The 20,704-nt window shown below is 62.3% G+C and carries 15 protein-coding genes; 1 reads left to right on the plus strand and 14 read right to left on the minus strand.

What is annotated here, in order from left to right; genetic code table 11:
- Positions 1-70 precede the first annotated feature (70 nt).
- From QM996_RS27115 to QM996_RS27175, 13 genes are all read right to left on the minus strand, one after another.
- Positions 71-1,105 carry a LacI family DNA-binding transcriptional regulator gene (locus QM996_RS27115; RefSeq protein WP_334196984.1) on the minus strand — a complete coding sequence of 345 codons (1,035 nt, stop codon included), beginning with the start codon at positions 1,103-1,105 and terminating at the stop codon, positions 71-73.
- A 14-nt stretch (positions 1,106-1,119) separates the two neighbouring features.
- Entirely contained in the window at positions 1,120-2,823 is a 1,704-nt protein-coding gene (locus tag QM996_RS27120) for an amylo-alpha-1,6-glucosidase (protein ID WP_334196985.1), read from the minus strand.
- Positions 2,824-2,827: 4 nt separating this feature from the next.
- Positions 2,828-3,640 (minus strand): carbohydrate ABC transporter permease, encoded by an 813-nt coding sequence (locus tag QM996_RS27125; protein WP_334196986.1) that lies wholly within the window; start codon positions 3,638-3,640, stop codon positions 2,828-2,830.
- Positions 3,633-4,589: a carbohydrate ABC transporter permease gene (locus QM996_RS27130; protein WP_334196987.1), complete on the minus strand. Its 957-nt coding sequence runs from the start codon at positions 4,587-4,589 to the stop codon at positions 3,633-3,635. Before QM996_RS27130 ends, QM996_RS27125 begins: the two co-directional genes overlap by 8 nt.
- Before the next feature lie 19 nt (positions 4,590-4,608).
- Positions 4,609-5,838 carry an ABC transporter substrate-binding protein gene (locus QM996_RS27135; protein ID WP_334196988.1) on the minus strand — a complete coding sequence of 410 codons (1,230 nt, stop codon included), beginning with the start codon at positions 5,836-5,838 and terminating at the stop codon, positions 4,609-4,611.
- A 20-nt stretch (positions 5,839-5,858) separates the two neighbouring features.
- Positions 5,859-7,007, minus strand: coding sequence for an ABC transporter ATP-binding protein (locus tag QM996_RS27140; RefSeq protein WP_334196989.1), 1,149 nt, complete (start codon positions 7,005-7,007; stop codon positions 5,859-5,861).
- Between the two features lie 185 nt (positions 7,008-7,192).
- A complete protein-coding gene (locus tag QM996_RS27145; RefSeq protein WP_334196990.1) occupies positions 7,193-10,234 on the minus strand; it encodes an aminotransferase class III-fold pyridoxal phosphate-dependent enzyme in 3,042 nt (1,013 codons plus the stop codon).
- A gap of 13 nt (positions 10,235-10,247) precedes the next feature.
- On the minus strand, positions 10,248-10,937 hold the full coding sequence (locus QM996_RS27150; RefSeq protein WP_334196991.1) for an SDR family oxidoreductase: 690 nt from the start codon (positions 10,935-10,937) through the stop codon (positions 10,248-10,250).
- Positions 10,918-12,573 (minus strand): amino acid ABC transporter permease, encoded by a 1,656-nt coding sequence (locus QM996_RS27155; protein ID WP_334196992.1) that lies wholly within the window; start codon positions 12,571-12,573, stop codon positions 10,918-10,920. Before QM996_RS27155 ends, QM996_RS27150 begins: the two co-directional genes overlap by 20 nt.
- An 80-nt stretch (positions 12,574-12,653) precedes the next feature.
- Positions 12,654-13,400 carry a transporter substrate-binding domain-containing protein gene (locus QM996_RS27160; RefSeq protein WP_334196993.1) on the minus strand — a complete coding sequence of 249 codons (747 nt, stop codon included), beginning with the start codon at positions 13,398-13,400 and terminating at the stop codon, positions 12,654-12,656.
- Between the two features lie 19 nt (positions 13,401-13,419).
- The gene (locus tag QM996_RS27165) at positions 13,420-14,490 is read right to left on the minus strand and encodes a LacI family DNA-binding transcriptional regulator (protein WP_334196994.1); all 1,071 of its coding nucleotides are present in this window, start codon (positions 14,488-14,490) and stop codon (positions 13,420-13,422) included.
- Between the two features lie 229 nt (positions 14,491-14,719).
- Positions 14,720-17,602 carry a DNA translocase FtsK gene (locus QM996_RS27170; protein ID WP_334196995.1) on the minus strand — a complete coding sequence of 961 codons (2,883 nt, stop codon included), beginning with the start codon at positions 17,600-17,602 and terminating at the stop codon, positions 14,720-14,722.
- A 485-nt stretch (positions 17,603-18,087) separates the two neighbouring features.
- Complete coding sequence (locus tag QM996_RS27175; protein ID WP_334196996.1) at positions 18,088-18,999, minus strand: nucleotidyltransferase and HEPN domain-containing protein; 912 nt, start codon at positions 18,997-18,999, stop codon at positions 18,088-18,090.
- A gap of 799 nt (positions 19,000-19,798) precedes the next feature.
- Here QM996_RS27175 and QM996_RS27180 point away from each other — a divergent pair.
- Positions 19,799-19,981, plus strand: a complete 183-nt coding sequence (locus tag QM996_RS27180; protein WP_334198686.1) for a cold-shock protein — start codon at positions 19,799-19,801, stop codon at positions 19,979-19,981.
- 383 nt (positions 19,982-20,364) lie between these two features.
- Here QM996_RS27180 and QM996_RS27185 read toward each other — a convergent pair whose 3' ends face one another.
- A complete protein-coding gene (locus tag QM996_RS27185; RefSeq protein ID WP_334196997.1) occupies positions 20,365-20,655 on the minus strand; it encodes a hypothetical protein in 291 nt (96 codons plus the stop codon).
- Positions 20,656-20,704: the final 49 nt, after the last annotated feature.

The raw sequence follows: 20,704 nt of genomic DNA on the forward strand, positions 1-20,704 counted from the left end.
GTCTGGCGCTCGAATATAAACGTTTATATTCTGAAGCCTGCGTGAGGGGCCCTTCCGGACCACGGTTCCATCAACGGTTCGGGTTCAAGCGATCGTCGCAGCGCTCGATCAGATCGGGCATCAGGAGCGTTTGCAGCGCCTCCGGCGGTTCGCCTTCCATGCGCCTCAGGATATAGGCGCCGAGCAGGCTGCTCGGTTCGCTGATCGGCAGGTAGTAGGTGGTGATCGGCGGCGCGAAATACTGGCTGACATTGAGATCGTCGGTGGCATTGATCACGGCGTCACGCCCATGCACCAGTCCGCGCTCATGGAAGCCCGAGAAGGCCCCGAGCGCCGAAGCTTCGTTGGCGCAGATATAGGCGGTCGGCGCATCGCTGAGCTCCGACATTGTCAACACGTTCTCGCGGCCGAAGGCTGGCGTCAGCCGGCCGTGGGCAACGAGCGCCGGATCATAGGGAAGCCCCGCCGTCTCAAGGGCGTGTTTGTAGGCTTCCAGCCGCGTGATACCGTAGCTCAGCTCCGAGAGCGGGTTGAGCAAAGCGATGCGGCGATGGCCGCGTTCGATCAGTCGCGCCATCGACACCCGGATCATCTGCTCGTTGTCGGCATCGACATAGGCATGCGGCGCGTTGTGGATGCTGGTGCCGTAGGTGACGAAGGGGAAGTCCGCCGCCTGCATGGTGCGGATGCGCGGATCGTCGGCGCGTGTGCCCGAGATGATGATGCCGTCCGCCTTCTTCAACGACACGATCTGCTTGATGACCGCCTGGCTTTCTTCGAAATTCCGGACGGCATAGAGCGAGACGCGATAGGGGCTTTCTTCCAGCGCCCAGGAAATACCGCTCAAGAGCTGGGCGTATTCGACGCCTTCCCATTCGTTCTGCTTCGGGCCCGGCGCCGTCATGATCGCGGCGACCTGATAGGTCTTGCCGGTGCGCAGCTGTACGCCATGCATGTTCAGTTCATAGCCGACGCGTGTCGCCGCCTCGATCACGATCGCGCGCGTCTCCGGGCGAACCTGAGGCGAATGCTTCAGGGCCTTGGAAACGGTGGCGATGGAAAGCCCCGTCTCCTGCGCGATGGTCTTGATCGTCGGTCTCTGCATGGCGTCTCGACTCGTCACGGTTGGTTAGCGCTGAGCGATGCCGCCAGCACGAGATAGACTGCGGATGTCCAGGCGAATGCCCGATCGCGAAGGCCCCTCCCCGAGCGCGCATCGAAGTTTTCGGCCATACCGCTTTTGCTTGCAAGTGAACAGAACTTTTCCGCGACCTCGTGCGCAAGCTCAATCTTCCCTTGCCGCCGCAAACCATCCCAGAGAAGAAGCGTCGTCGGCGCCCAGATCGGCCCGCGCCAATAGCCGTCATCCTCGTAGTAGGAACTCTGCGGGCTCTCGGTCGCCGGTCCCCATTCGGTAATGAAGCCGCCGGCGACGAGACGAGCCACGAGCTTTTCGCGCATGTCGGGTGTCAGTCGCGCGCCCAAGAGCAGCGGCATGAACTGGATGAGATTGTCACCCGGCAGCGCTCGCTCCGGATTCTGTGCCAAGCGCGCGCCAAAGGTTTCGCCGGTCCACAGGCGCTCGAACAGCAGGGCCTGCAGACGGTCAGCCTTTTGCCGCCACATCGCCTGACGATCCGCATCGTCTTCCAGAAGATCGGTGAGTGTCTCGCAGGCGCGGATCAGGAAAACCGGCAGGTCCGGCGAGATCACCGGGCCGCCTTCGGCAAAGAAGGTCGCATTGTCCCAGCCGCTATCGTTGCCGTGGAAATAGGACGGCAGGCTCTCCGCATCCTTGCGCCCATAGGTCAGCCAGTAATCGACCTGGCGGCCAATGGCATTACGCAGATAACACTTCCGCTCCGTTGTCAGGAAGGACGGGTCGGCAGCCGCGATCAGCGACACCGCCCAGCCATGCACCGGTGGCTTGGTGAAAGCGAAGAGCACGTCGCGGTCGTTGATATAGTCCGGCAGCAGGCCGGAGGCGTCCTGATGGTCGAAGATCGCCGCGAACTGGTCGAAGGCGAGGTCCTGATCGAAAGCGGCGACGCCAAGGGCGGAGAAGGCGTTGTCCCAGCTCCAGATGTTGATCATGTGGTTCTTGGACATGTAGATTGCCGGCCGCGTCAGCGCGCCGCCCGCGGGCACGCCGTTCGCCCAGAGCAGATAGCTCGCCAGCCGATGCGCCTCGTCCTGGCCGCGAACGCCCTTTGGAACGCGGGCGTGCCATTCAGCAAACTCGGCCGTTGCGCCGGACAGCGCCTGCGCGAAACGGCCGGGTCGATCGACAGGCGGCACGGTGCGGAAGAAGTCCACATTGCCCTCGAAGACGCCGGACGCTGAAAAGGAAAAGGACACGTCTTCGGAATGATCGCGCTGCCAGGCGCCGGTGACCTTCAATTCCCCAGCAATCGCCCGTGGGATGAACTTGACGTTCTCGACCGCAGCAACGAGGAAATCCTCGCCGTTGGGCGTGCGGTAAACGTAGTCGTAGCGCGAACCCTCCAGATGGAAGCGGACGCCGGCCTGCTTGCCGGATATGTGCAGCCTTTCTCCGTCGCCGATGACGAAGCTGACCATACCCTCGCCGATGCGGGCGTCGAGCTGCTGCGGGGAAAGCAGCAGCTCGGGCGTCGCGGTCTTGCCCTCCGCATCGAGAAACTCAACGCGGCAGAGGCGACCGAGCGAGGGCCGCTCGTCGCCACCGGCAACGTGGCGCAGATAAAGCGCCCGCTCGCCATCGCGGCCCGGTATTCGCATCATCGAGAGCGTCAGAAACCGGCCCCTGCGGCTGAAGGGGACGTAGTTGATATCGAACAGCATGCCGTTATCCCTTCACCGACGAGCCGACCGCGCCATCCATGATGTAGCGCTGGGCGACGAAGAAGAGTGCCAGCGGCGGCAGGCAGAGGATGACGGTGATCGCGGCGATTGATGTCACGTCCACTTCGTGCAGGCCCTTGAACATCGAGAGGCCGAGCGTCAGCGTGTACTTCGATTGGTCGTTCAGGAAGATCAACGGGCCGAGATAGTCGTTCCAGGCGTTCATGAAGTGGAAGGTGCCGACCAGCACCAGCGCCGGCATCATCAGTGGCAGATGGATGCGCCAGTAGATGTCGAAGGCATTGGCGCCGTCCATGCGCGCGGCCTCGTCGATCTCCATCGGCACGGTCATGATGTATTGCCTGAGAAGGAAGACGAAGAAGGCGTCGGCGAAATAGGCCGGCACGATCAGCGGCTTCAGCGTGTTGATCCAGCCGAGCAGGTTGAACTCCATGTAGAGCGGGATCATCTTCACGTCCCACGGGATCATCATGGTGGCGAGCAGCAGGATGAACAGCGGGTCGCGGCCGGGAAAGCGGAACCGGGCAAAGCCATAGGCGACGAGCGACGAGGAAATGAGCTGGCCGATCGTCGACAGCACCACGACGATCACCGAGTTGGTGAGATAGGTGCCGAAGGGCTGCTTGTTCCAGGCGGCGGCAAAGTTTTCCCAGTGCCATTCCGACGGCCAGAAGACCGGCGGGAACTGGTAGAGTTCGGCGGTGCTTTTGATCGCCGTCATGAAGGTCCAGTAGAACGGCGCAATGAACAGCGCCGAGAGCAGGATGAGCGCGGAATAGAGCAGCGTCTTACGCATTGTGCTCTCCATCGTTCTGGCGGACTTCGCCTTCGTAATAGACCCAGGCGGCCGACCAGCGCATGACGCCAAGGCTGAGCAGAAGGACGATGAGGAACATCACCCATGAGCCGGCGGCGGCGTAGCCCATGTCGAAATATTTGAAGGCGTTATCGTAGATATACATGGCGAAGAAATAGGTGGAACCGAGCGGCCCGCCCTTGGTCAGAAGCAGCGCGATCGTCAGTTGCTGGAAGGCGGAGATGATCGAGGTGATGAAGGTGAAGAGCAGCATCGGCCCGAGCATCGGGAGCGTGATGAACAACATCTGCGCCCAGCCAGGAACGCCGGAAACCGTCGCCGCCTCATAGAGTTCCTTCGGGATCGCCTTGAGGCCGGTCAAGAGGATCAGCATCGTGCCGCCAAGCCCCCAGAGGCTGGCGATGATGATCGCGACGATCGCCAGGTTCGGATCGCCGAGCCAGTTCGGCCCCTCGATGCCGACGAAAGACAGCATGAAGTTCAGGAGGCCGTATTCCTTGCTGTAGATCCAGCTCCAGATCGTCACGAGGGCTACGCCGGAAATAACGCTCGGCAGGTAGAAGGCGGTGCGGAAGAAGCCGCTGGCGAAGGTGATATGGTGCAGCATCAGCGCCAGCAGGAACGACATCACGATGTTGAACGGCACGTAGATCGCCGCAAACTTCACCGTGATCCAGAGGCTCTCCCAAAACTGCGGGTCCTCGAAGAGCATGGAGCGGTAGTTGTCGAGGCCGACGAAGCTGCGCTCGCCGACGACCGGCCAGTCGTAGAAACTCATCGTCAGTGAGAAGATGAGCGGGCCGAGCGTGAAGAACAGGAACCCGAGGATCCACGGGGAGATGAACAGGTAGGGCGCCGCATAGCGCGCGATGGCGGAGCGCTTGCGCCTTGCCACCTTTGGCTCTGCACCGGCATAGGTCATATCCATCTCCCCGTACTCCCTTCGCTTACTTGATCAGACGCTTGGAGCGGTTGACCGCATCGTCGAGATGCTGCTTGGCGTTGCCCTGGTCGATCATCGTTGCCTCAATGGCGCGGGCGAGATTGTCCTGGACCTTGCCCCAGTTGGCGTTCTTCAGGAACGCATGGGTCTCGGTGTTCGAGGTAGCGAGAATGTCGAAGAAGGGCTTGTAGATCGGGTCCTTGGTCATGCCCTTCTCTTCGGCGACGCTGGTGCGCACCGGCAGGTCGTTGACGCGCATGGCGACGGCTTCGGGCGAGGAGAAGAACTTGACGAACTCCCAGGCGAGGTCCGGATGGGCCGCATCCTTGGCGATCGAGATCGCCGAGACGCCGAGCGCCGAATGGGCCGTCTTGTCGCCGAACTTCGGCAGTGGTGCCACGCCATACTTGATGCCCGACTGATCGATGCCGGACTTCGACCACATGGCGCTCTGGAACATGGCGATCTTGCCGCCCTTGAAGAGCGTGCTGCCTGATGTGTCGTCGCCGAGGTTCAGCGTGATGGCTTCCTGCTTCTTGGCCATGTCGGCGAACATGTCGATCACCTGGGCAGCCGCATCGCTGTTCATGTAGCCGTCGATCTCTTTGCCGTCGTCGGAGATGTACTTGGTGCCGTTCGACCAGAGGAACTGCTCGAAGTCGTAGGGATCAGGCTTGGCGTCGACGGCGAAGCCATAGACCTTGTTCGGCTCGTCACGGAACTTGGCCGCCTTGGCGCGCAGATCGTCCCAGGTCCAGCCGTCCTTCGGCTCCTCGACGCCAGCCTTGGCGAACATGTCCTTGTTGTAGAAGACAACTTGCGTGGTGAAGCCCGACGGCATGCCGTAGGTCTTGCCATCGACGCGCGTCGTGTTCATCAGACCCTTCGGGAAATCGTCCGGCTTGATCTCGGCGGCGTCCTTGGCGATCAGATCGTCGAGCGGCTTCAGCGACGTGTAGTATTGCGGGAAGTTCCACATATACATCACATCAGGCGGGTTGCCGGCGCCGAAGGCGGCGATCAGCTTCTGATCGTAGCCATCCGCATAGGGCTCGACCTGAACCTTCACGCCCGGGTGCTTCTCCTCGAACTTCTTGGCGATGTCCTGCTGGATCGCCAGGCTTTCGTCCGTGTCCCAGGTCGCAAAACGCAGCACTTCTTCCGCGCGGGCCGTCGCGGTTCCGGCCATTGCCAGAACCATCAGCGAGCCGATGATCGACTTCCTGTTGAGCATGCTTCTCCTCCTCATTCGGGTTACGCTACCCGCTTTGCCTTTTCCTGATTGATGAGCGCCTGCGTCTCGACATCGAGCCGCCGCGCGACCGCTTGGCCATCGCCGTCGAACAGATGGCAATGCTCGGCCGGCAGGCGCAGATGCACGCGCTCGCGCGCCGAAACCGGGTGCGTGCCGCGCACGACGGCGGTCATGTCGCCGCCGTTTTGCAGGCTGATATGAACATGGCTTTCGGTGCCGAGCCGCTCGACCAGGCGCACGTCGCCGACGAGATGTCCCGCCTCAGCCGAAACCAGCTCGATCTTGTCCGGACGAATCCCGAGCGTCACCGATTTTGCCCCGGCAATCGGCGCGGCGTTAAGCATCTCGAGCGTCAGCGGATGGGCGAGACCACCGCCGGCAAGTGTCACGGCTGTGTCGACCTGCCCGGTTACTTCTGTCGTCACGAAATTCATCCGCGGCGAACCGATGAAGTCGGCAACGAACAGGTTGGCCGGCTGGTAGAAAAGTTCGAGCGGGGTGCCGAACTGGCTGACCTTGCCCTTGTCGAGCACCACGACACGGTCGGAGAGCGTCATCGCCTCAACCTGATCATGGGTGACGTAGATCATCGTGACGCCCAGGCGCTCGTGCAGGGCCGCAAGCTCGACGCGCATGGTGACGCGGAGACCCGCATCGAGGTTCGAGAGCGGCTCGTCGAGCAGGAAGAGTTTTGGTTCGCGCACGATCGCACGACCGATCGCCACGCGCTGGCGCTGGCCGCCGGATAGCTGGCGCGGCTTGCGGGCGAGCAGTTCCTTGATGCGCAGGATGTCGGCGGCATTCTCGACGCGGCGATCGATCTCGTCGCGCTTCATGCCGTTCAGCGCCAGACCGAAAGACAGGTTCTTGCGCACGTTCATATGCGGATAGAGCGCGTAGTTCTGGAAGACCATGGCAATGTCGCGCTTGGCCGACGCCACCTCGGTGATGTCACGCTCGCCGAGGTGGATGGAGCCGCCATCCAGATCCTCGAGCCCAGCGATCGAGCGAAGCAGCGTGCTCTTGCCGCAGCCCGACGGGCCGAGGAAACAGACGAACTCGCCATCGGCGATGTCGAGGTTGATACCCTTCAGGACTTCGAGCGAACCGAAGCCTTTGCGCAAATTTTCTATGCGGATCGCTGCCAACGGGCCCTCCCTGCCGGCCAGCGCTTAGCAGAGGCCAACGGCATGAGCTATGCGCTTAGTTAAACGTTTATATGCACGATAAAAACGTTTAACTTTCTTGTAAAGGAAAAAATCGCGTTGATCAGATTTTGCAGTTGAAGGTCACGCGCAAAAGCAAAACGGCCGCCGAACGGCGACCGTCTTGGTTATTCCTGTCGGGGCGTTAGACGCCCGAGCGTCTCATCCAAAGCGTTGAGGAAGTAATCGCAGTCCTCGGCGCTGAAGGGGGCCGGCGGCTTCACCTTCAGCACATTGTGATGCGGCCCCTCGCTGCTCAAGAGAATTCGGTGTTTGTGCTTCATCTCGGCGATGACGAAATCGAGCTCGCGCGCTGCCGGCTCCAGCGTCTCGCGGTCGCGCACCAGTTCGATGCCGTTGAAGAGGCCATGGCCCCTGACATCGCCGATGATTGCGTGCTTTTCGGCGAGCGCCCGCGCGCCATCCATCAGCCGGTCACCGACGACGCGGCAATGGTGCATCAGCCGTTCGTCGCGGATGACGTCGAGCACCGCAAGGCCGATCTCGGCCGAAACCGGATTGCCGCCGAAAGTGTTGAAATACTCCATGCCATTGGCAAACGAGGCGGCGATCGCTTCGGTGGTGACGACGGCGGCCATCGGATGGCCGTTGCCGATGGGCTTGCCCATGGTGACGATGTCAGGCACGACACCCTGCAGCTCATGCGCCCACATGTGGCTGCCAACGCGGCCGAAGCCCACCTGCACCTCATCGGCGAGGCAGAGGCCGCCGGCGGCGCGCACATGCGCATAGGCTTCGCTGAGATAGCCTTCCGGTAGTGTCAGTTGCCCGCCGGTGCCGAGAATGCCTTCGCTGAAGAACAGAGCCGGGTGGCGGCCATCGGCAGCAAGCGCCGCGACCTGATTGCGCACGTCCTCGGCATATTTGCGGCCGGCATCCGCGTTGCCATAGCGGTAGCGCCCGCGGTAGAGGTCCGGCATCTCGGCGACCTTCACATGCGCCTTCTGCCCTTCCCCGCCCTTGCCGGCGAACTTGTAGGGGCTGACATCGATCAGGCTCGACAGGTGCCCATGATAGGCATGGTCGACGGTAATGATGTCGCGATTGCCCGTGTAGGCACGCGCCAGCCGGATCGCCAGGTCATTCGCCTCGCTGCCGGAATTGACGAAGAAGCAGACATTCAGTGGATCCGGGAACTGTGCCGCAAGCCTTCGGGAATATTCGACCAGAGTATCATGCAGGTAACGCGAATTGGTGTTCAGCCGCTGCATCTGCGCCTGTGCGGCTTTGACGACGCGCGGGTGACAATGGCCGACGTGGCAGACATTGTTGACCATGTCGAGCCAGCGCGTCCCCTCCTCGTCGATCAGATGCGCGCCTTCGCCGCCAACGATCTTCAACGGTGCGGCGCTATAGGCGATGCTCAGTGACCGGCCAATGCGGCGATGGCGCTCGCGCACCAGGAACGCCTTGTCGCGCGGGACGATCACCGACACCGGCACCGAGAGACCAAGCACGACACTGGGGTCCGGGCTCACCTCGCGCCACACCTGCCATTGATCGCGCACGCCGACACCATGCATGCGGCCGCCAAGGCCGAGATGGTCGGTGACGATCTGGAAATGCAGGTGCGCCGCCCAGTTGCCGTTCTCCTCGGCCGTGCCGAAGGCGGCGAAGGCCTCGCCCTTGGCGATCGATTGCCCCTCGGAGAGCTTGGCGACGCTTTCGCGCGACAGGTGACCGTAGAGCGTCCAGAAGTGCACGCCGCTGTCGATCTCATGTTCGAGCAACACGGTCGGACCGAAACCATAGGCGACGGCGTCGTCATGAATGAAGGCGACCTTGCCGGCAAAAGGTGCGGAAACCAGCTCGCCCGCTGGCGCGAAAATATCGACGCCGAGATGCACCGACCGACGTGCGCCCTTCGCTACCGTTTCGTAGGCCTCGCCCTGATAGATCCCGCGGTCCTCGCCATAGCGACCAATGCCGAAGGCGGCCTGTTCGCTGCCGATCTCAGCCGCGATCCGGGTCTCGGCCCCCGCCGCATCGAGGCTTGCCCATTGCGCAGCCTCCGGGCCGGAGGCGGAGAAATCGAACACCTTCACTTTCGACTTGCTGGCCGAAGGCCGAACGATCGATGCGAAGTCGTGGGCGTTCTTTTCCAGCCAACGGACGACAGCGGCCGCCTGCGGGATCGGCGCAAAACCACAGGCGTCACGGATGCGCGCCACGGCGATCTTAGGGTTCTCGTTCCGCAGGCGATTGAGTTCGCGCCAGACATCCTCCTGACTGACGAGCAGGTAGGTGTTCTCAGGGTTCTCGCGGATCTGCTTGGCCGCCATGCACGTGCTAACAGCGTAACGGGTCAGCACAAGATCGAAGACCAGTTCGACTTCCGCTTCGCTCAAGCGATTGACGTGATGGTAAGCGCCGGCGAGCGCTGCGATGGTCCCAACCGGATCGTCCGACCCGATCAGCGCATAGGCCGAGGCGACGGCGACTTCGATCACCCGCCAGGTCTCGACCATGTCGCCGAAATCGAGCAGGCCGCTGACCTGACCCGCCTCGTCGAGCAGCACGTTGTAGTCGTTGGCGTCGTTGTGAATGACCTGCATCGGGCAGGTCGTAAGGCGCGGCAGAACCGCCGAGGTGAAGTGATCGAGGATCGCGTCGATCGCCGCACGCTCATCAGCGCCATCGATCAGCTCGACGTGTTTGCGATGCAGGTCGGCCCGGCCGATGTCCCAGGCATGGAGCCGCTTGGCGCCGGCGTGGGAAAAGTCTTCCAGGCTGCGATCAAGGCCTGCGAGCAGGCGCCCGAGGCTTTCGGCGCTGGCTGCGCTGCGCAGCGGCGCCTTCGCCCAGATGTCGCCAGGCAGCCAGGAGAGAAGCCGCGCTGTACGCGCGCCGCGAAGTTCGATCTTGCTGGTAACGGCCCCTGAGCGGTCGCGAAAGGCCCGGGAAATCGGCAGACCCGAGGCCTGGGCAACGAGGTGTTCGAGCACCGCCACCTGCATATCGAGCTCGTCCGCGTTGCCGGCGGCGTGTAGCTTCAGCAGGAACTCTTGGCCGTCGGCAGCAGAGACCCGATAATTGAGATCGTGTTCGCCCGGCAGCGGCGACAGGCTCGCCTCGATGCCGTAGGTCTCGCTGAGCCAGCCACGGATCGTTGCCAGTTCCTGCTCGGTTCTCAAATCTCTGTCTGCCATTTTCACTGTCCTGTCACCATGAAACCCGCCGCCCGTCATAGGCGCGGAAGCTGCCGCTATCGGCCAAATCCGTCTTGTCGATGATCGCCTTCAGTCCGGCCGCACTTTCTGCGACCGAGACGACGGCGTCGCTACCGCCCATATCGGTCTGCACCCAGCCGGGATGCAGCGAGACGACGGAGATCCCGTCGCTCTTCAGGTCCTGCGCAAGCTTGATCGTCGCCATGTTCAGCGCCGCCTTCGAACAGCGATAGCCATAGTCGCCGTCGTCATCGTCGAGCGTACCTTCGGCAAGCGAGCCGGCGCGGCTGCTGATATTGGCGACGACCCGGCGCTCGCTGGCACGCAGGTTCGAAAGGAGCGCTCGTGTCAACAGCAGCGGTGCCAGCGCATTCACCCGCATCACATCGAGAAAGCCGTCCGTATCGAGTGTCGCGAGGCCACCAATATCGCCGCGCACGGCCGCATTGTTGATCAGCACGTCGATCGCGACGCCCGGCAGCGCCCGCCCGAGCGCATCAATCGATGCGGGATCGGCAACGTCGAGCGACAGCCGGTCCCTTGCATCTGGAGGGACCGGCCCGCGCTGGCAGGCGATGACACGCCAGCCATCCTCGGCGTAGAGCCGCGCGAGTTCGGCGCCGAGCCCGCGGGACGCGCCTGTGATCAGGACCGTCGGTCGCCTAGCGGTGCTTGATGTCATATTTCCGCTCGATCATGTTGACGAGGCTCGCCGCGGCCAGCGTCAGGAAGATGTAGAAGATCGCCGCCGAGTTGTAGGGCGCAAACGGCAGGAAGCTTGCCGACTGGAACTCGCGCATGCGCTGGGTGATGTCGCGGATCGACAGGATCGACAGCAGTGACGTGTCCTTGAGGATCGCGATCAACTCGTTGCCGAGAGGCGGAATGATAATGCGGAAGGCCTGCGGTAACACGACGAGCCGCGCCGTCTGCCAGCGGTTGAGACCGATGCTACGCGCCGCCTCGATCTGGCCAACCGGTATGGCGTTGATGCCCGAGCGGAAGATTTCGGCGAGATAGGCCGAATAGGCAAGCGCCATGGCGACAATGCCGCGCATCAGGTTCGGCGGGTCGAGCACGCCTTGCGTCGCATCTTTGAGTGCACCGCTCAAAGGCAGGCCGACATAGAGCACGATCACCAGCATCGGAATGCCGCGGATCGTATCGACGATGAATTCCGATCCGATCGCCAGCGGATGGCGCTGATGCAGGTAGCCGCCGAAGCTCAAGAGGCCGAGAATGATCGCAAGCACGGCGACGGTGACGCCGGCGGCGCGATCGCGATCATTCAATGCTTCGGTTTTCCAGAGGACCGGCATGTCGGTTGGTGCGGAGGCCGCCGGCAGCAGGGCCGCGGATACACCTTCGCCCTTGGCGATCGATGCGAGCGCCTCGGTCGGACCGACGAAAGTGCGCACCGGCGTCTCCGTCTGCGGGGCGCCATCATATTGGCCGAAGCGCACTGCGCTGATCAGGCCTGCCGGTGTGTTGGTGACGATGCCAACCTTGCCGTCCAGCGTGCCCGCCAGCACATAGGCGTCGCGCGGCTGCAGCAGGAACCAGCCCGACGCGAGCGCCAGCACCAGCGTCGCAACCGCGAAATAGAGGCTGGTTCTGGCCGTCGATCTGAGCTGCAGCAGCCCGACCCAGACGAGACCCATGAGCGCCGCCAGGATATAGGCGGCGATCGCGGCACGGATGGTGGTCGCGACCCCTGCCGCGAAGGCGATATGGGCGAAAAAGAGGACGAAGACGAGACCCGCGCCGTTGACGAGGCCGGTGATCCAGCGGGCAATGCGCCGCGCCTTTCCGTCGGAAGAGGCATCGGAACGACTGTTCAGGAAATGGAGACCAAGCCCGACCACAGTGACAGCGAAATAGGTCGGAAACAGCCAGGCCTCGACGCCGCGCACCATGAGGTCGGCCACTTCGGTTAGTTGCCGGGGCGTCACACCTTTGACGATCAGCGTCGACTTGAACGGATCGACGCCGTTGGCGACGACGGAGGCAACGAAGGGATGGATGTTGTGGCCAATGACGAGCACGGCGGCCGCAGCGAGATTAAGGAGCGCCGCCAGATTGGCCAGGCGCGGACGCGGCGCCTTGGCGCGCGAAAACACGAGCACGGCAATGCCCGAGCAGAATGCGATTGCCAGCGCCAGGAAACCGGGCACAAAGGCCGAGGAGCCGTTTTCCACGCCGAGGATCGCCCTGAGCGAGCGCTGGTAGTCGCCGGAGGAAATGAAGAGATAGATGATGAAGGGCAGCGCGGTCAGGATGATCAGATTGCTCGGACGCACGCTTCTCAGGAACGACATTCATTCCTCCGGGGGCATGGATAGACAGACGGAAGACCCGGAGCGCGATGCGCACTCCGGGTCCGATCGGCATTGAGAGCTTATTTCAGGCCCCAATACTTGTTGATGAGCTGGTCGAGCGTGCCGTCGTCCTTGATCATCTTCAGGCCTTCGTTGAAGGCCGCGACGTTTTCATCGCCCTTACGAAAAACGAGCCCGAGCGGGTCGGATTCGAGGTCCTTGATGGCAACGACGAGTTCACCGGCGAATTCACGTTCGTAGGCGGCAGCGTTGGCGCCGTTGATGACGACGCCGTCGACGTCCTTGTTCTTGAGCGCGATGATGGCGGCGCTGAAGGTATCATAGGCGGCGACATTCTCCTTGCCGACGACACTCTCGGCGACCTGCGCGTCCGTCGTGTTCGCCTGAGCCGAGAGCTTTCTGCCGGCGTCCTTGAAGCGGTCGAGGGTGATGCCCTGATCTTCAACCCGCATCAGCACGGCCTGGCTGTTGACGATGTAGGGATCGGAGAAGTCCATCGCCTTCTTGCGTTCCTCGGTGATCGAGACGCCCGATGCGACGAGGTCGAAATTGCCCTGGTCGAGGGCTGCGAAGATGCCGTCCCAACCGGTGGTGATGAATTCGGCCTGGCAGTTGATCTTGGCGCAGACGGCATTGACCACGTCGACATCGAAGCCGACAACCTGTCCGGTTGCCGGATCGATGCTCTCCATCGGCGGCGAGGTCGTGTCGGAGCCGACCTTCAGAAGTTTACCGCCGAGATCGGCGGCGTGGGAAACGCTCGAAGCAAGGGCCGCAACGGCCAGGGCAATCATCAGTCTTTTCATGGTTCTCCTCCTTGGATGATTAACTTTTAAGGCGGCCGCCGAGATTGTCGGGCTGGCGCGCGATCAGCGTCGGCCTGAAGACCTGCCGCAGCGCTTTGGGGTCCTCGCCCTCCATGCGCCGCAGCAGAAACTGTCCGAGCGTGCGGCCGAGCACTTCGATCGGCTGGTAGAAGGTTGTGATCGGCGGGGTGAAATAGGCGCTGACATTGATGTCGTCATAGGCGATGACGTCGACGTCGACGCCGACCTGGCGCCCGAGGCTGCCGAGCCCCGAAAGCACGCCGAGCGTGGTGGATTCGTTGATGCAGACGAAAGCGGTCGGGGCATCGTCCAGCTGCAGGAAATCGATCACCGTCTGCCGGCCGAAATGGGTCGAGAGATCGCCTTCGGCGATCAGCTCCATCGGCGCATCGAGGCCTGCCTCACGGAAGGCCCGGACGAATCCGTCGACCCTGTCGAGCGCATAGGAAAGCCGCCGCTCCGGATTGACGAGCGCGATCCGCCTGTGGCCGCCGGCAATCAGCCGTGCGGTCGCCGCATGCGCCGCCCATTCGTTGTCGATGTCGACATGGGCGTAGACGAGATCCTTGCGGCAGCGCCCCATCGAAACAAAGGGGAAGTGCTCGGAAACGAGCAGATCGATCCGCGGATCTTCCGCGAGAATGCCGGAGAAGATCAGCCCGTCAGCCAGTCCCTGATCGACGATCCGGCGCGCGGCTTCGGCGCCGTCGGCGGCATCGCGGATGACGTGCACCGACATGCGATAATCCGTACCTTCGAGCGCCTGACTGATGCCGCTCAAGGTCTGCGTATATTCGACGCCGTCCCATTCGTAGTCGCGCGCAGCGGTCACCGGCATCAGGACTGCAGCCTGGAAGCTCTTGCCGGTGCGAAGCGCCATGCCACGCGCATTGGCCTGATAGCCGACTTCACGGGCCGCCTTGAAGATGAGGTCACGGGTCGCCGGGGCGACCACGGGGGATTCACGCAGCGCCTTCGAGATCGTGGCGATGGAATAGCCGGTCATCTCGGCCAAGGTCTTGATCGTTGGCGTCGGCGCGCGCTGCGCCCTGTGCATCTCAGTCGCCATGCACCCTCCCCAGGCGTCGGCCTCTCCTGGAGATTAGAGGTAGCAGCCAATAAAAACGTTTTCAAGAAAAATAAAAACGTTTTTATTTTGATATGTGCAAAACGAGACGGCCGGCCTTCGCAGTCGCCAGCGCGGCCGGGAATTCCCAATGTTACAGAAACGAATAAGCCGCCCGGAGGCGGCTTATTCGATAGTGCGGGATAGCGGATCCGCGTAAGAGCGGGTCCAATCAATCCATATCGTCGTTGTCGGGCGCGTTCATGTGGTCGCGGTTGCCATAGATGATCTCGCGCTTGCCCACGTGGTTGGCGGGACCGACGAGGCCTTCCTTTTCCATGCGCTCGACCAGCGAGGCGGCGCGGTTGTAACCGACGCCGAGCCGGCGCTGGATATAGGAGGTCGAGCACTTCTTGTCGCGCAGGACCACCTTGACTGCCTGGTCGTAGAGTTCGTTGCCGTCCTCGGAGGCAAGCGCGCTCTTGTCGAAAACCGGCGTTTCTTCCTCGGGCTCCTCTTCCTCCTCGTCGGCCGTAACGGTCTCGAGGTATTCCGGGCGCCCCTGGGTCTTCAGATGCGCGACCACGTGTTCGACTTCCAGGTCGGAAACGAAGGGACCGTGGACGCGGGCGATGCGCCCGCCGCCTTGCATGTGCAGCATGTCGCCCTGGCCGAGCAGTTGTTCGGCACCCTGTTCGCCGAGAATCGTGCGGCTGTCGATCTTCGAGGTGACCTGGAACGAGATGCGGGTCGGGAAGTTCGCCTTGATCGTGCCGGTAATGACGTCGACCGAAGGACGCTGCGTTGCCATGATCAGGTGGATACCGGCGGCCCGCGCCATCTGCGCCAGGCGCTGGATCGCGCCTTCGATCTCCTTGCCGGCGACCATCATCAGGTCGGCCATCTCGTCGACGATGACGACGATATACGGCATCGGCGCCAGATCCATTTCCTGCTGCTCGAACAGCGGCTCGCCGGTGCCCTTCTCGAAGCCGGTCTGGACCGTGCACATTACCGGCTCGCCCTTCTCGCGAGCGGCGGCTGCGCGCTGGTTGTAGCCGTCGATGTTGCGCACACCGAGCCGCGACATCTTGCGGTACCGGTCTTCCATCTCGCGCACGGCCCATTTCAGCGCCATGACCGCCTTCTTTGGGTCGGTGACGACCGGCGTGAGCAGATGCGGGATGCCGTCATAGACGGAGAGCTCAAGCATCTTCGGATCCACCATGATCAGGCGGCACTCTTCCGGCTTCAAACGGTAGAGCAGCGACAGGATCATCGTGTTGATCGCCACCGACTTGCCCGAACCGGTGGTGCCGGCGACGAGCAGGTGCGGCATCTTCGCAAGCTCGGCGATGACAGGCTCACCGCCGATCGTCTTGCCGAGGCAGAGCGCCAGCTTGTAGCCGGTCTTGCGGAAATCGACGGATTCGATCAGCTCGCGGAAGTAGACGGTCTCGCGGGTGGCGTTCGGCAGTTCGATACCGATGACGTTGCGACCGGGGACAACCGCGACGCGAGCCGAAAGCGCCGACATGGAGCGGGCGATATCGTCGGCGAGGTTGATGACGCGTGACGACTTCACGCCGGGTGCCGGCTCGAATTCATAGAGGGTGACGACCGGGCCGGGGCGAACATGGATGATCTCGCCCTTGACGCCGAAATCTTCCAGCACGCTTTCGAGCAGACCAGCATTCTGTTCGAGCTGCTCCTGCGTCATGAAGAAGCCCTGGCCGACTGGCGCTTCCTGCAGCAGGTCCTCGGACGGGAACTCGTAGCTATCGGCGCTCGAGGCGCGATCGGTGGTGCCAATGGCCGGCAAGGCACTCGGCGCACGCGTGACCTGGGCCGGCATGGTGATCGCCGCTTTAGAGGCGACAGGCGCCGGCTGCTCGATTTCGACCGGTTCGGCGTCGATGATTTCCGGTTCGGTGGTGACGACGACCGCAGGTGTCTCGGGGATTGCAGCGGGGACCGGAGCAATAGCTGTAACGGGCTCGGCGGCGACAACGGGCTGCAACGGAGCCGCAACACCCTCTGCCTTCGCGCCGCGGACATCGACGACGCGGAACAGCGAAGTGATCGCCGTCGGCGGCATGCGGCGGATTTCGACCGGACGCACCGGTGCCGACGGAACAGCAGCGACGGGAGGGGTCAACGGCGCAATCTGCACGGGCGCAGGCGTCTCGACGAAGGGCTTCGGGTGCGTGGCTTCCTCGCCGGCGATTTCGACATCATCGGCCGGGCCGAATTCGAAGAAAGCGAAGTCGGACAGGAAGCTCGAACGCGCGGCGCTATGATCGGCGGCCGGGCTGGTCGGTTCTGGCGCTGGCGCGGGCTGAACTTCCGCGACAGGTTCGGAAACGGCGATCGGCGTCGTGAGAACCGGCGCAAGCGAGACGCTATCATCGGCCGGAGGCTCGGCGCGCTCGAGCATCGCCGGCTCGATCGTGTTCTGTGCCGCGGTCCAGGTCGGGAGCTGGTTAGTCAGCATGCGCAACAGTTCGGACGGGCTATAGGACGGCAGTGTGACTTCGGCCTGCGGCGCGGCGTCAAAGGCAGGAGCGGAGGCTTCCGTCTGCACCGGTTCAACCGGAGCCGTCACAGCGGGCTCGATCACTTCTGCAGAAACCGGCATAGGCTCCACCGTCATCTCGACGGTTGCCGCTTCGACTTCCGCCGCCGATGCTTCGTCGGTGCCGGTTTCGCTCTCCTCGACCTGCGGTGCGCGCCGCTTCATGAACTCGCGCTCCGGCGTACGGGTAAAGCGGACGTTCGGCGCCAGGAAGAAATGACTCTCCCAGGTCGAATCACCATAGTGACCAGCAATCTCCGACAACGTCGGCAGCGGCTCGCTGGTCGTCGCGGTCACCTGCGCCGGCGCATAGGCCGAGCCCTGACCATAAAGGCGCGTCGCGCGGCTAAATGTTTCGGTCTGCTGGTTGGCGGGACGGCGGGGTGCCGCCGGTGCCTCGTACAACTGATAGGGGTCGGCGGTTTCCGCCTCATGGGTGGGCATACCGCTCAACGCATCGTCATGCGGACCATCGAAATAATCCGCCTGGTTTGCATCATGCAAAGCAGCCTGTGAGAAGTTTGTCCTGGGAATACGCATGGGTCCTGGAAGAGCTAGAGACATCGCCGCGGGGCCTTCTAAGCGATAGGAAATGAAGGTTAACAAGTCCCTTCCAACGCCCCGTTTCGAGCCGACTGCCGGGGTCTACAGCCGCCTTCTCCGCGGCGAGAAACGTCCTCAACGCCCGGCGCCTCAATGGGCCTCGCGGCATTCCGTCGCCGCGGTCACTGGGCAGAAAATATTTCTGGAGGAAAGTCAAATTGGCGCATGGGGCCAGCGCCTGTGGTGGCGCGCTATCAGTGCCACCGGGAAAACGAATCGGGCCGGCGCGCAGTTGAATGGCGGATTGCAGGCTCCCACCCGCCTGCCTCCTTGCGCCGCTGAATTTCCCGAAACCGATCGCGGTTGCCGATGGAAGTAGCTTATCCTGAAGAGAAGATCGTCGGGAGTGACGATGCCTTGCATCATCGTGTAGACGCTGTCGAACCATCGACCCGACCATCGATGCCGACCAAGACGAGGGCTCAGGTGGCGTCCGCTGCCCGAGCCAGTTCGCTCAGCCGCTCCTGACAGATCGTCTCGACGAGACTGAGGAGATGCTCCGTCCGCTCGAGAAGCCAGGCAAGCGCTTCCTCGGTGATTTCAAAGTGCTTGGAGTAGCGTGCCTTCACATAGGCTTCGTTAAGGACGTTATACCAGGCGCTGAAGCGGTGCTGATCGCGCGGCCAGGCTTCGACGAGCCGCTGGTCGCGATCCTCGGCGAGACCGCGAAGAAATTTAAGATTATGCGACGGCGGACTGTAGTTGGTCAGTGTCAGAAGCAGGCAGGAATAGGCTGTCTCTACTGCTTGGTGCAAATTGAACGCTGCGTGATTTCGTTGCTTGTCAGAGATGGCGTATCGAGCCAACTGACAAAAGTAATTCGCGCTCGCACATTGTCTTTCGAAATGCTCCTTGGCCACCCTGAGCGCGTCGGCAGGCGAAAGCCGTTTCGGCTCGGCCAGAGGCCGGTCGTCGAGTTCGTAGAGCACGATGCCCTCGCGCAGAATATCGACGAAGAAATATTGTCCGTCCGCAAGGAAGTTGTTCACCTCCCGGGCGCCATGGGCGATCAGCCCCACCGGCGTCGAGATCCCCTTGTCCCACATCAGACGGTCGGTCGCCTTGTCCCAGTATTGCGGTTCTGCGAGCTTCTTCGAATTGACGATGACGAGGATGTCGTAATCGGAGCGATAGCCCTTCATCGTATGCGGTTCGTCAACAAAGGTGCCGCGGGCGTAGGAACCGAAGAGGATAATCTTCAGGATCCGCCCGCGCTTCTTGAAGTCGGCCGAGCCCCCCTCGAGCGCATCGGCAAACTCCTCGTGGATGATCTCCACGACGCGGGCAAGCTCGCGCTGCTTCTTTTCCGGAAGATGTTCGAGGCTCGTTTTCATGTGCAACCGATAGGATAAAGACGACTCCTCGTCTACTACTGGAATTATGAGTAAGACACGCCTCCGATCGGTGGCGCAGGTCCGCTTCTCTTAAGCCCCCTCGACCGCGCGCAATTCAACTTAAGCCAGCCGGAACATCGTGACCAAGCAAGCAGAACGTCAGGGTGCCGTAACGCCGCGGGTGCAAAATCGCGCCGCGCGTCCAGCTCGGTGCAATCCCAAAAGTAAAATGAACCTCCTGGAAGCGCCCACGCTGCGGCACAGCTGATCCGCTCATAGATGTCACCGCCAGTGGTGGTGGTCTCGATAGCCTTTGCCTTAGCCATTTCCTTGCCCTTTCCTTGATCTCGCGAAGCGGGAGCCCCTCGCTCCTGCTTCCGAGCTCGTGCGGAACAGCGGGGGATTGGGGTGCAAGCAACTGCGCGGTGACCCGGCTGCACGGAGCGGAACGTCAGTGGCGTGGAGGAAGGTGGGCGGCAGGTGCTTGAAGGGGCGAAGGGGACGGCGCCCCTCGGCCCCTCCCCTTGAAACCGGACGTCGCGGGTTCAGCCGCGTCACAAAACACACCATGCTCCCAGGAATGTTCGCGGCGACGCACTCGCGCCGTAGGCGGCTGTTCCACGCTTGCCCAGATGCGCCCGCGCCCCAGGTTGCAGATTGCCGAGGAAAGCAAGAACTCGTGTCGAGGGCGACGGGTTGGGCGGGCCAGCAAACTCGGCTGTATACGCAGTTGCGGGAGGGTAACTCATTGAACAAGCTCGATGGTATTGTGAAGCCTGCTCAGCTGACGAGGACGTCTATGGCAATTGGTACCGTGAAGTTTTTCAACCAGGACAAGGGCTACGGCTTCATCGCTCCTGAGAACGGCGGAACAGACGTGTTCGTCCAAGTATCAGCGATCGACGGGGGAAGCCTTCTTCGAGACGGTCAAAGGGTCAGCTACGAGATTGGCCAGGAACTAGGCGCGATATGCGCACGCTGACAGCGTCAGGACGCCAGGCACTCTTCACAGATCCCACAACCGTCAGAGTCCATGCTCGTCGCTGGGCGCTTCTTTTGACAACAGAGGCAGGTGACGGTGTCGCGCGCGCTCCTGTTGTCGCGCTTCGGCGGTATGATTTCGATGGGATGGTCGGAGACCGCTTGTCTACCTTGTTGATCCATCTCGGCGCTCCGTGTCGAGGCTGCTATTTCAGATAGGAAGCCTTGAGACGGCAACAAGATGGGTAAGCGGCAACAGTATGCTTCCGGCGTCACTCGGTCGGGCGGATAGGAGCGAGATGCGCAACCCCGACTGTGAGAACGTATGGCGCACGAACGGAGACGGTATTTGGGCTGAAATCGCGCTTAAGCGGAGACCGGAGCTCATTCCTCACCGTCTTGCATGATCCGCAGCGCCCGGATGAGGTCAGCCGCATCGAGAAGAGTATCTCTCGCGTCCTCTGGTGACAAATCTCGGGCGCGCGACGACGCAACCTGCAAATCGATCAGAACGTCCCTCGCCCGCCGACGACCAACCCTTCCGGTCTGCTCGCGCATATCGCGGATCGTGTCGACAGACCGGTCAAGAAGACGGCTCATCTCGTGCGGTGTCAGCTTCTCGATCTCATTGGCGGCTCTGATCAATTCGGCGATAAAGGCGGGAATGGAAGACATGGCGGGAAACTGTGGATGCTATGCCACTTCAATGTTGCGTTCGTCGTGC

The organism is Sinorhizobium chiapasense (assembly GCF_045277575.1).
Classification (GTDB): Bacteria; Pseudomonadota; Alphaproteobacteria; order Rhizobiales; family Rhizobiaceae; genus Ensifer; species Ensifer chiapasense_A.

Bases quoted from the DNA above. Each gene is read 5' to 3' on its own strand.
- QM996_RS27130 (WP_334196987.1), bottom strand. From the start codon at position 4,589: ATGGATATGACCTATGCCGGTGCAGAGCCAAAGGTGGCAAGGCGCAAG.
- QM996_RS27115 (WP_334196984.1), bottom strand. From the start codon at position 1,105: ATGCAGAGACCGACGATCAAGACCATCGCGCAGGAGACGGGGCTTTCC.
- QM996_RS27155 (WP_334196992.1), bottom strand. From the start codon at position 12,573: ATGTCGTTCCTGAGAAGCGTGCGTCCGAGCAATCTGATCATCCTGACC.
- QM996_RS27170 (WP_334196995.1), bottom strand. From the start codon at position 17,602: ATGCGTATTCCCAGGACAAACTTCTCACAGGCTGCTTTGCATGATGCA.
- QM996_RS27150 (WP_334196991.1), bottom strand. From the start codon at position 10,937: ATGACATCAAGCACCGCTAGGCGACCGACGGTCCTGATCACAGGCGCG.
- QM996_RS27145 (WP_334196990.1), bottom strand. From the start codon at position 10,234: ATGGCAGACAGAGATTTGAGAACCGAGCAGGAACTGGCAACGATCCGT.
- QM996_RS27185 (WP_334196997.1), bottom strand. From the start codon at position 20,655: ATGTCTTCCATTCCCGCCTTTATCGCCGAATTGATCAGAGCCGCCAAT.
- QM996_RS27165 (WP_334196994.1), bottom strand. From the start codon at position 14,490: ATGGCGACTGAGATGCACAGGGCGCAGCGCGCGCCGACGCCAACGATC.
- QM996_RS27180 (WP_334198686.1), top strand. From the start codon at position 19,799: ATGGCAATTGGTACCGTGAAGTTTTTCAACCAGGACAAGGGCTACGGC.
- QM996_RS27175 (WP_334196996.1), bottom strand. From the start codon at position 18,999: ATGAAAACGAGCCTCGAACATCTTCCGGAAAAGAAGCAGCGCGAGCTT.
- QM996_RS27120 (WP_334196985.1), bottom strand. From the start codon at position 2,823: ATGCTGTTCGATATCAACTACGTCCCCTTCAGCCGCAGGGGCCGGTTT.
- QM996_RS27160 (WP_334196993.1), bottom strand. From the start codon at position 13,400: ATGAAAAGACTGATGATTGCCCTGGCCGTTGCGGCCCTTGCTTCGAGC.
- QM996_RS27125 (WP_334196986.1), bottom strand. From the start codon at position 3,640: ATGCGTAAGACGCTGCTCTATTCCGCGCTCATCCTGCTCTCGGCGCTG.
- QM996_RS27135 (WP_334196988.1), bottom strand. From the start codon at position 5,838: ATGCTCAACAGGAAGTCGATCATCGGCTCGCTGATGGTTCTGGCAATG.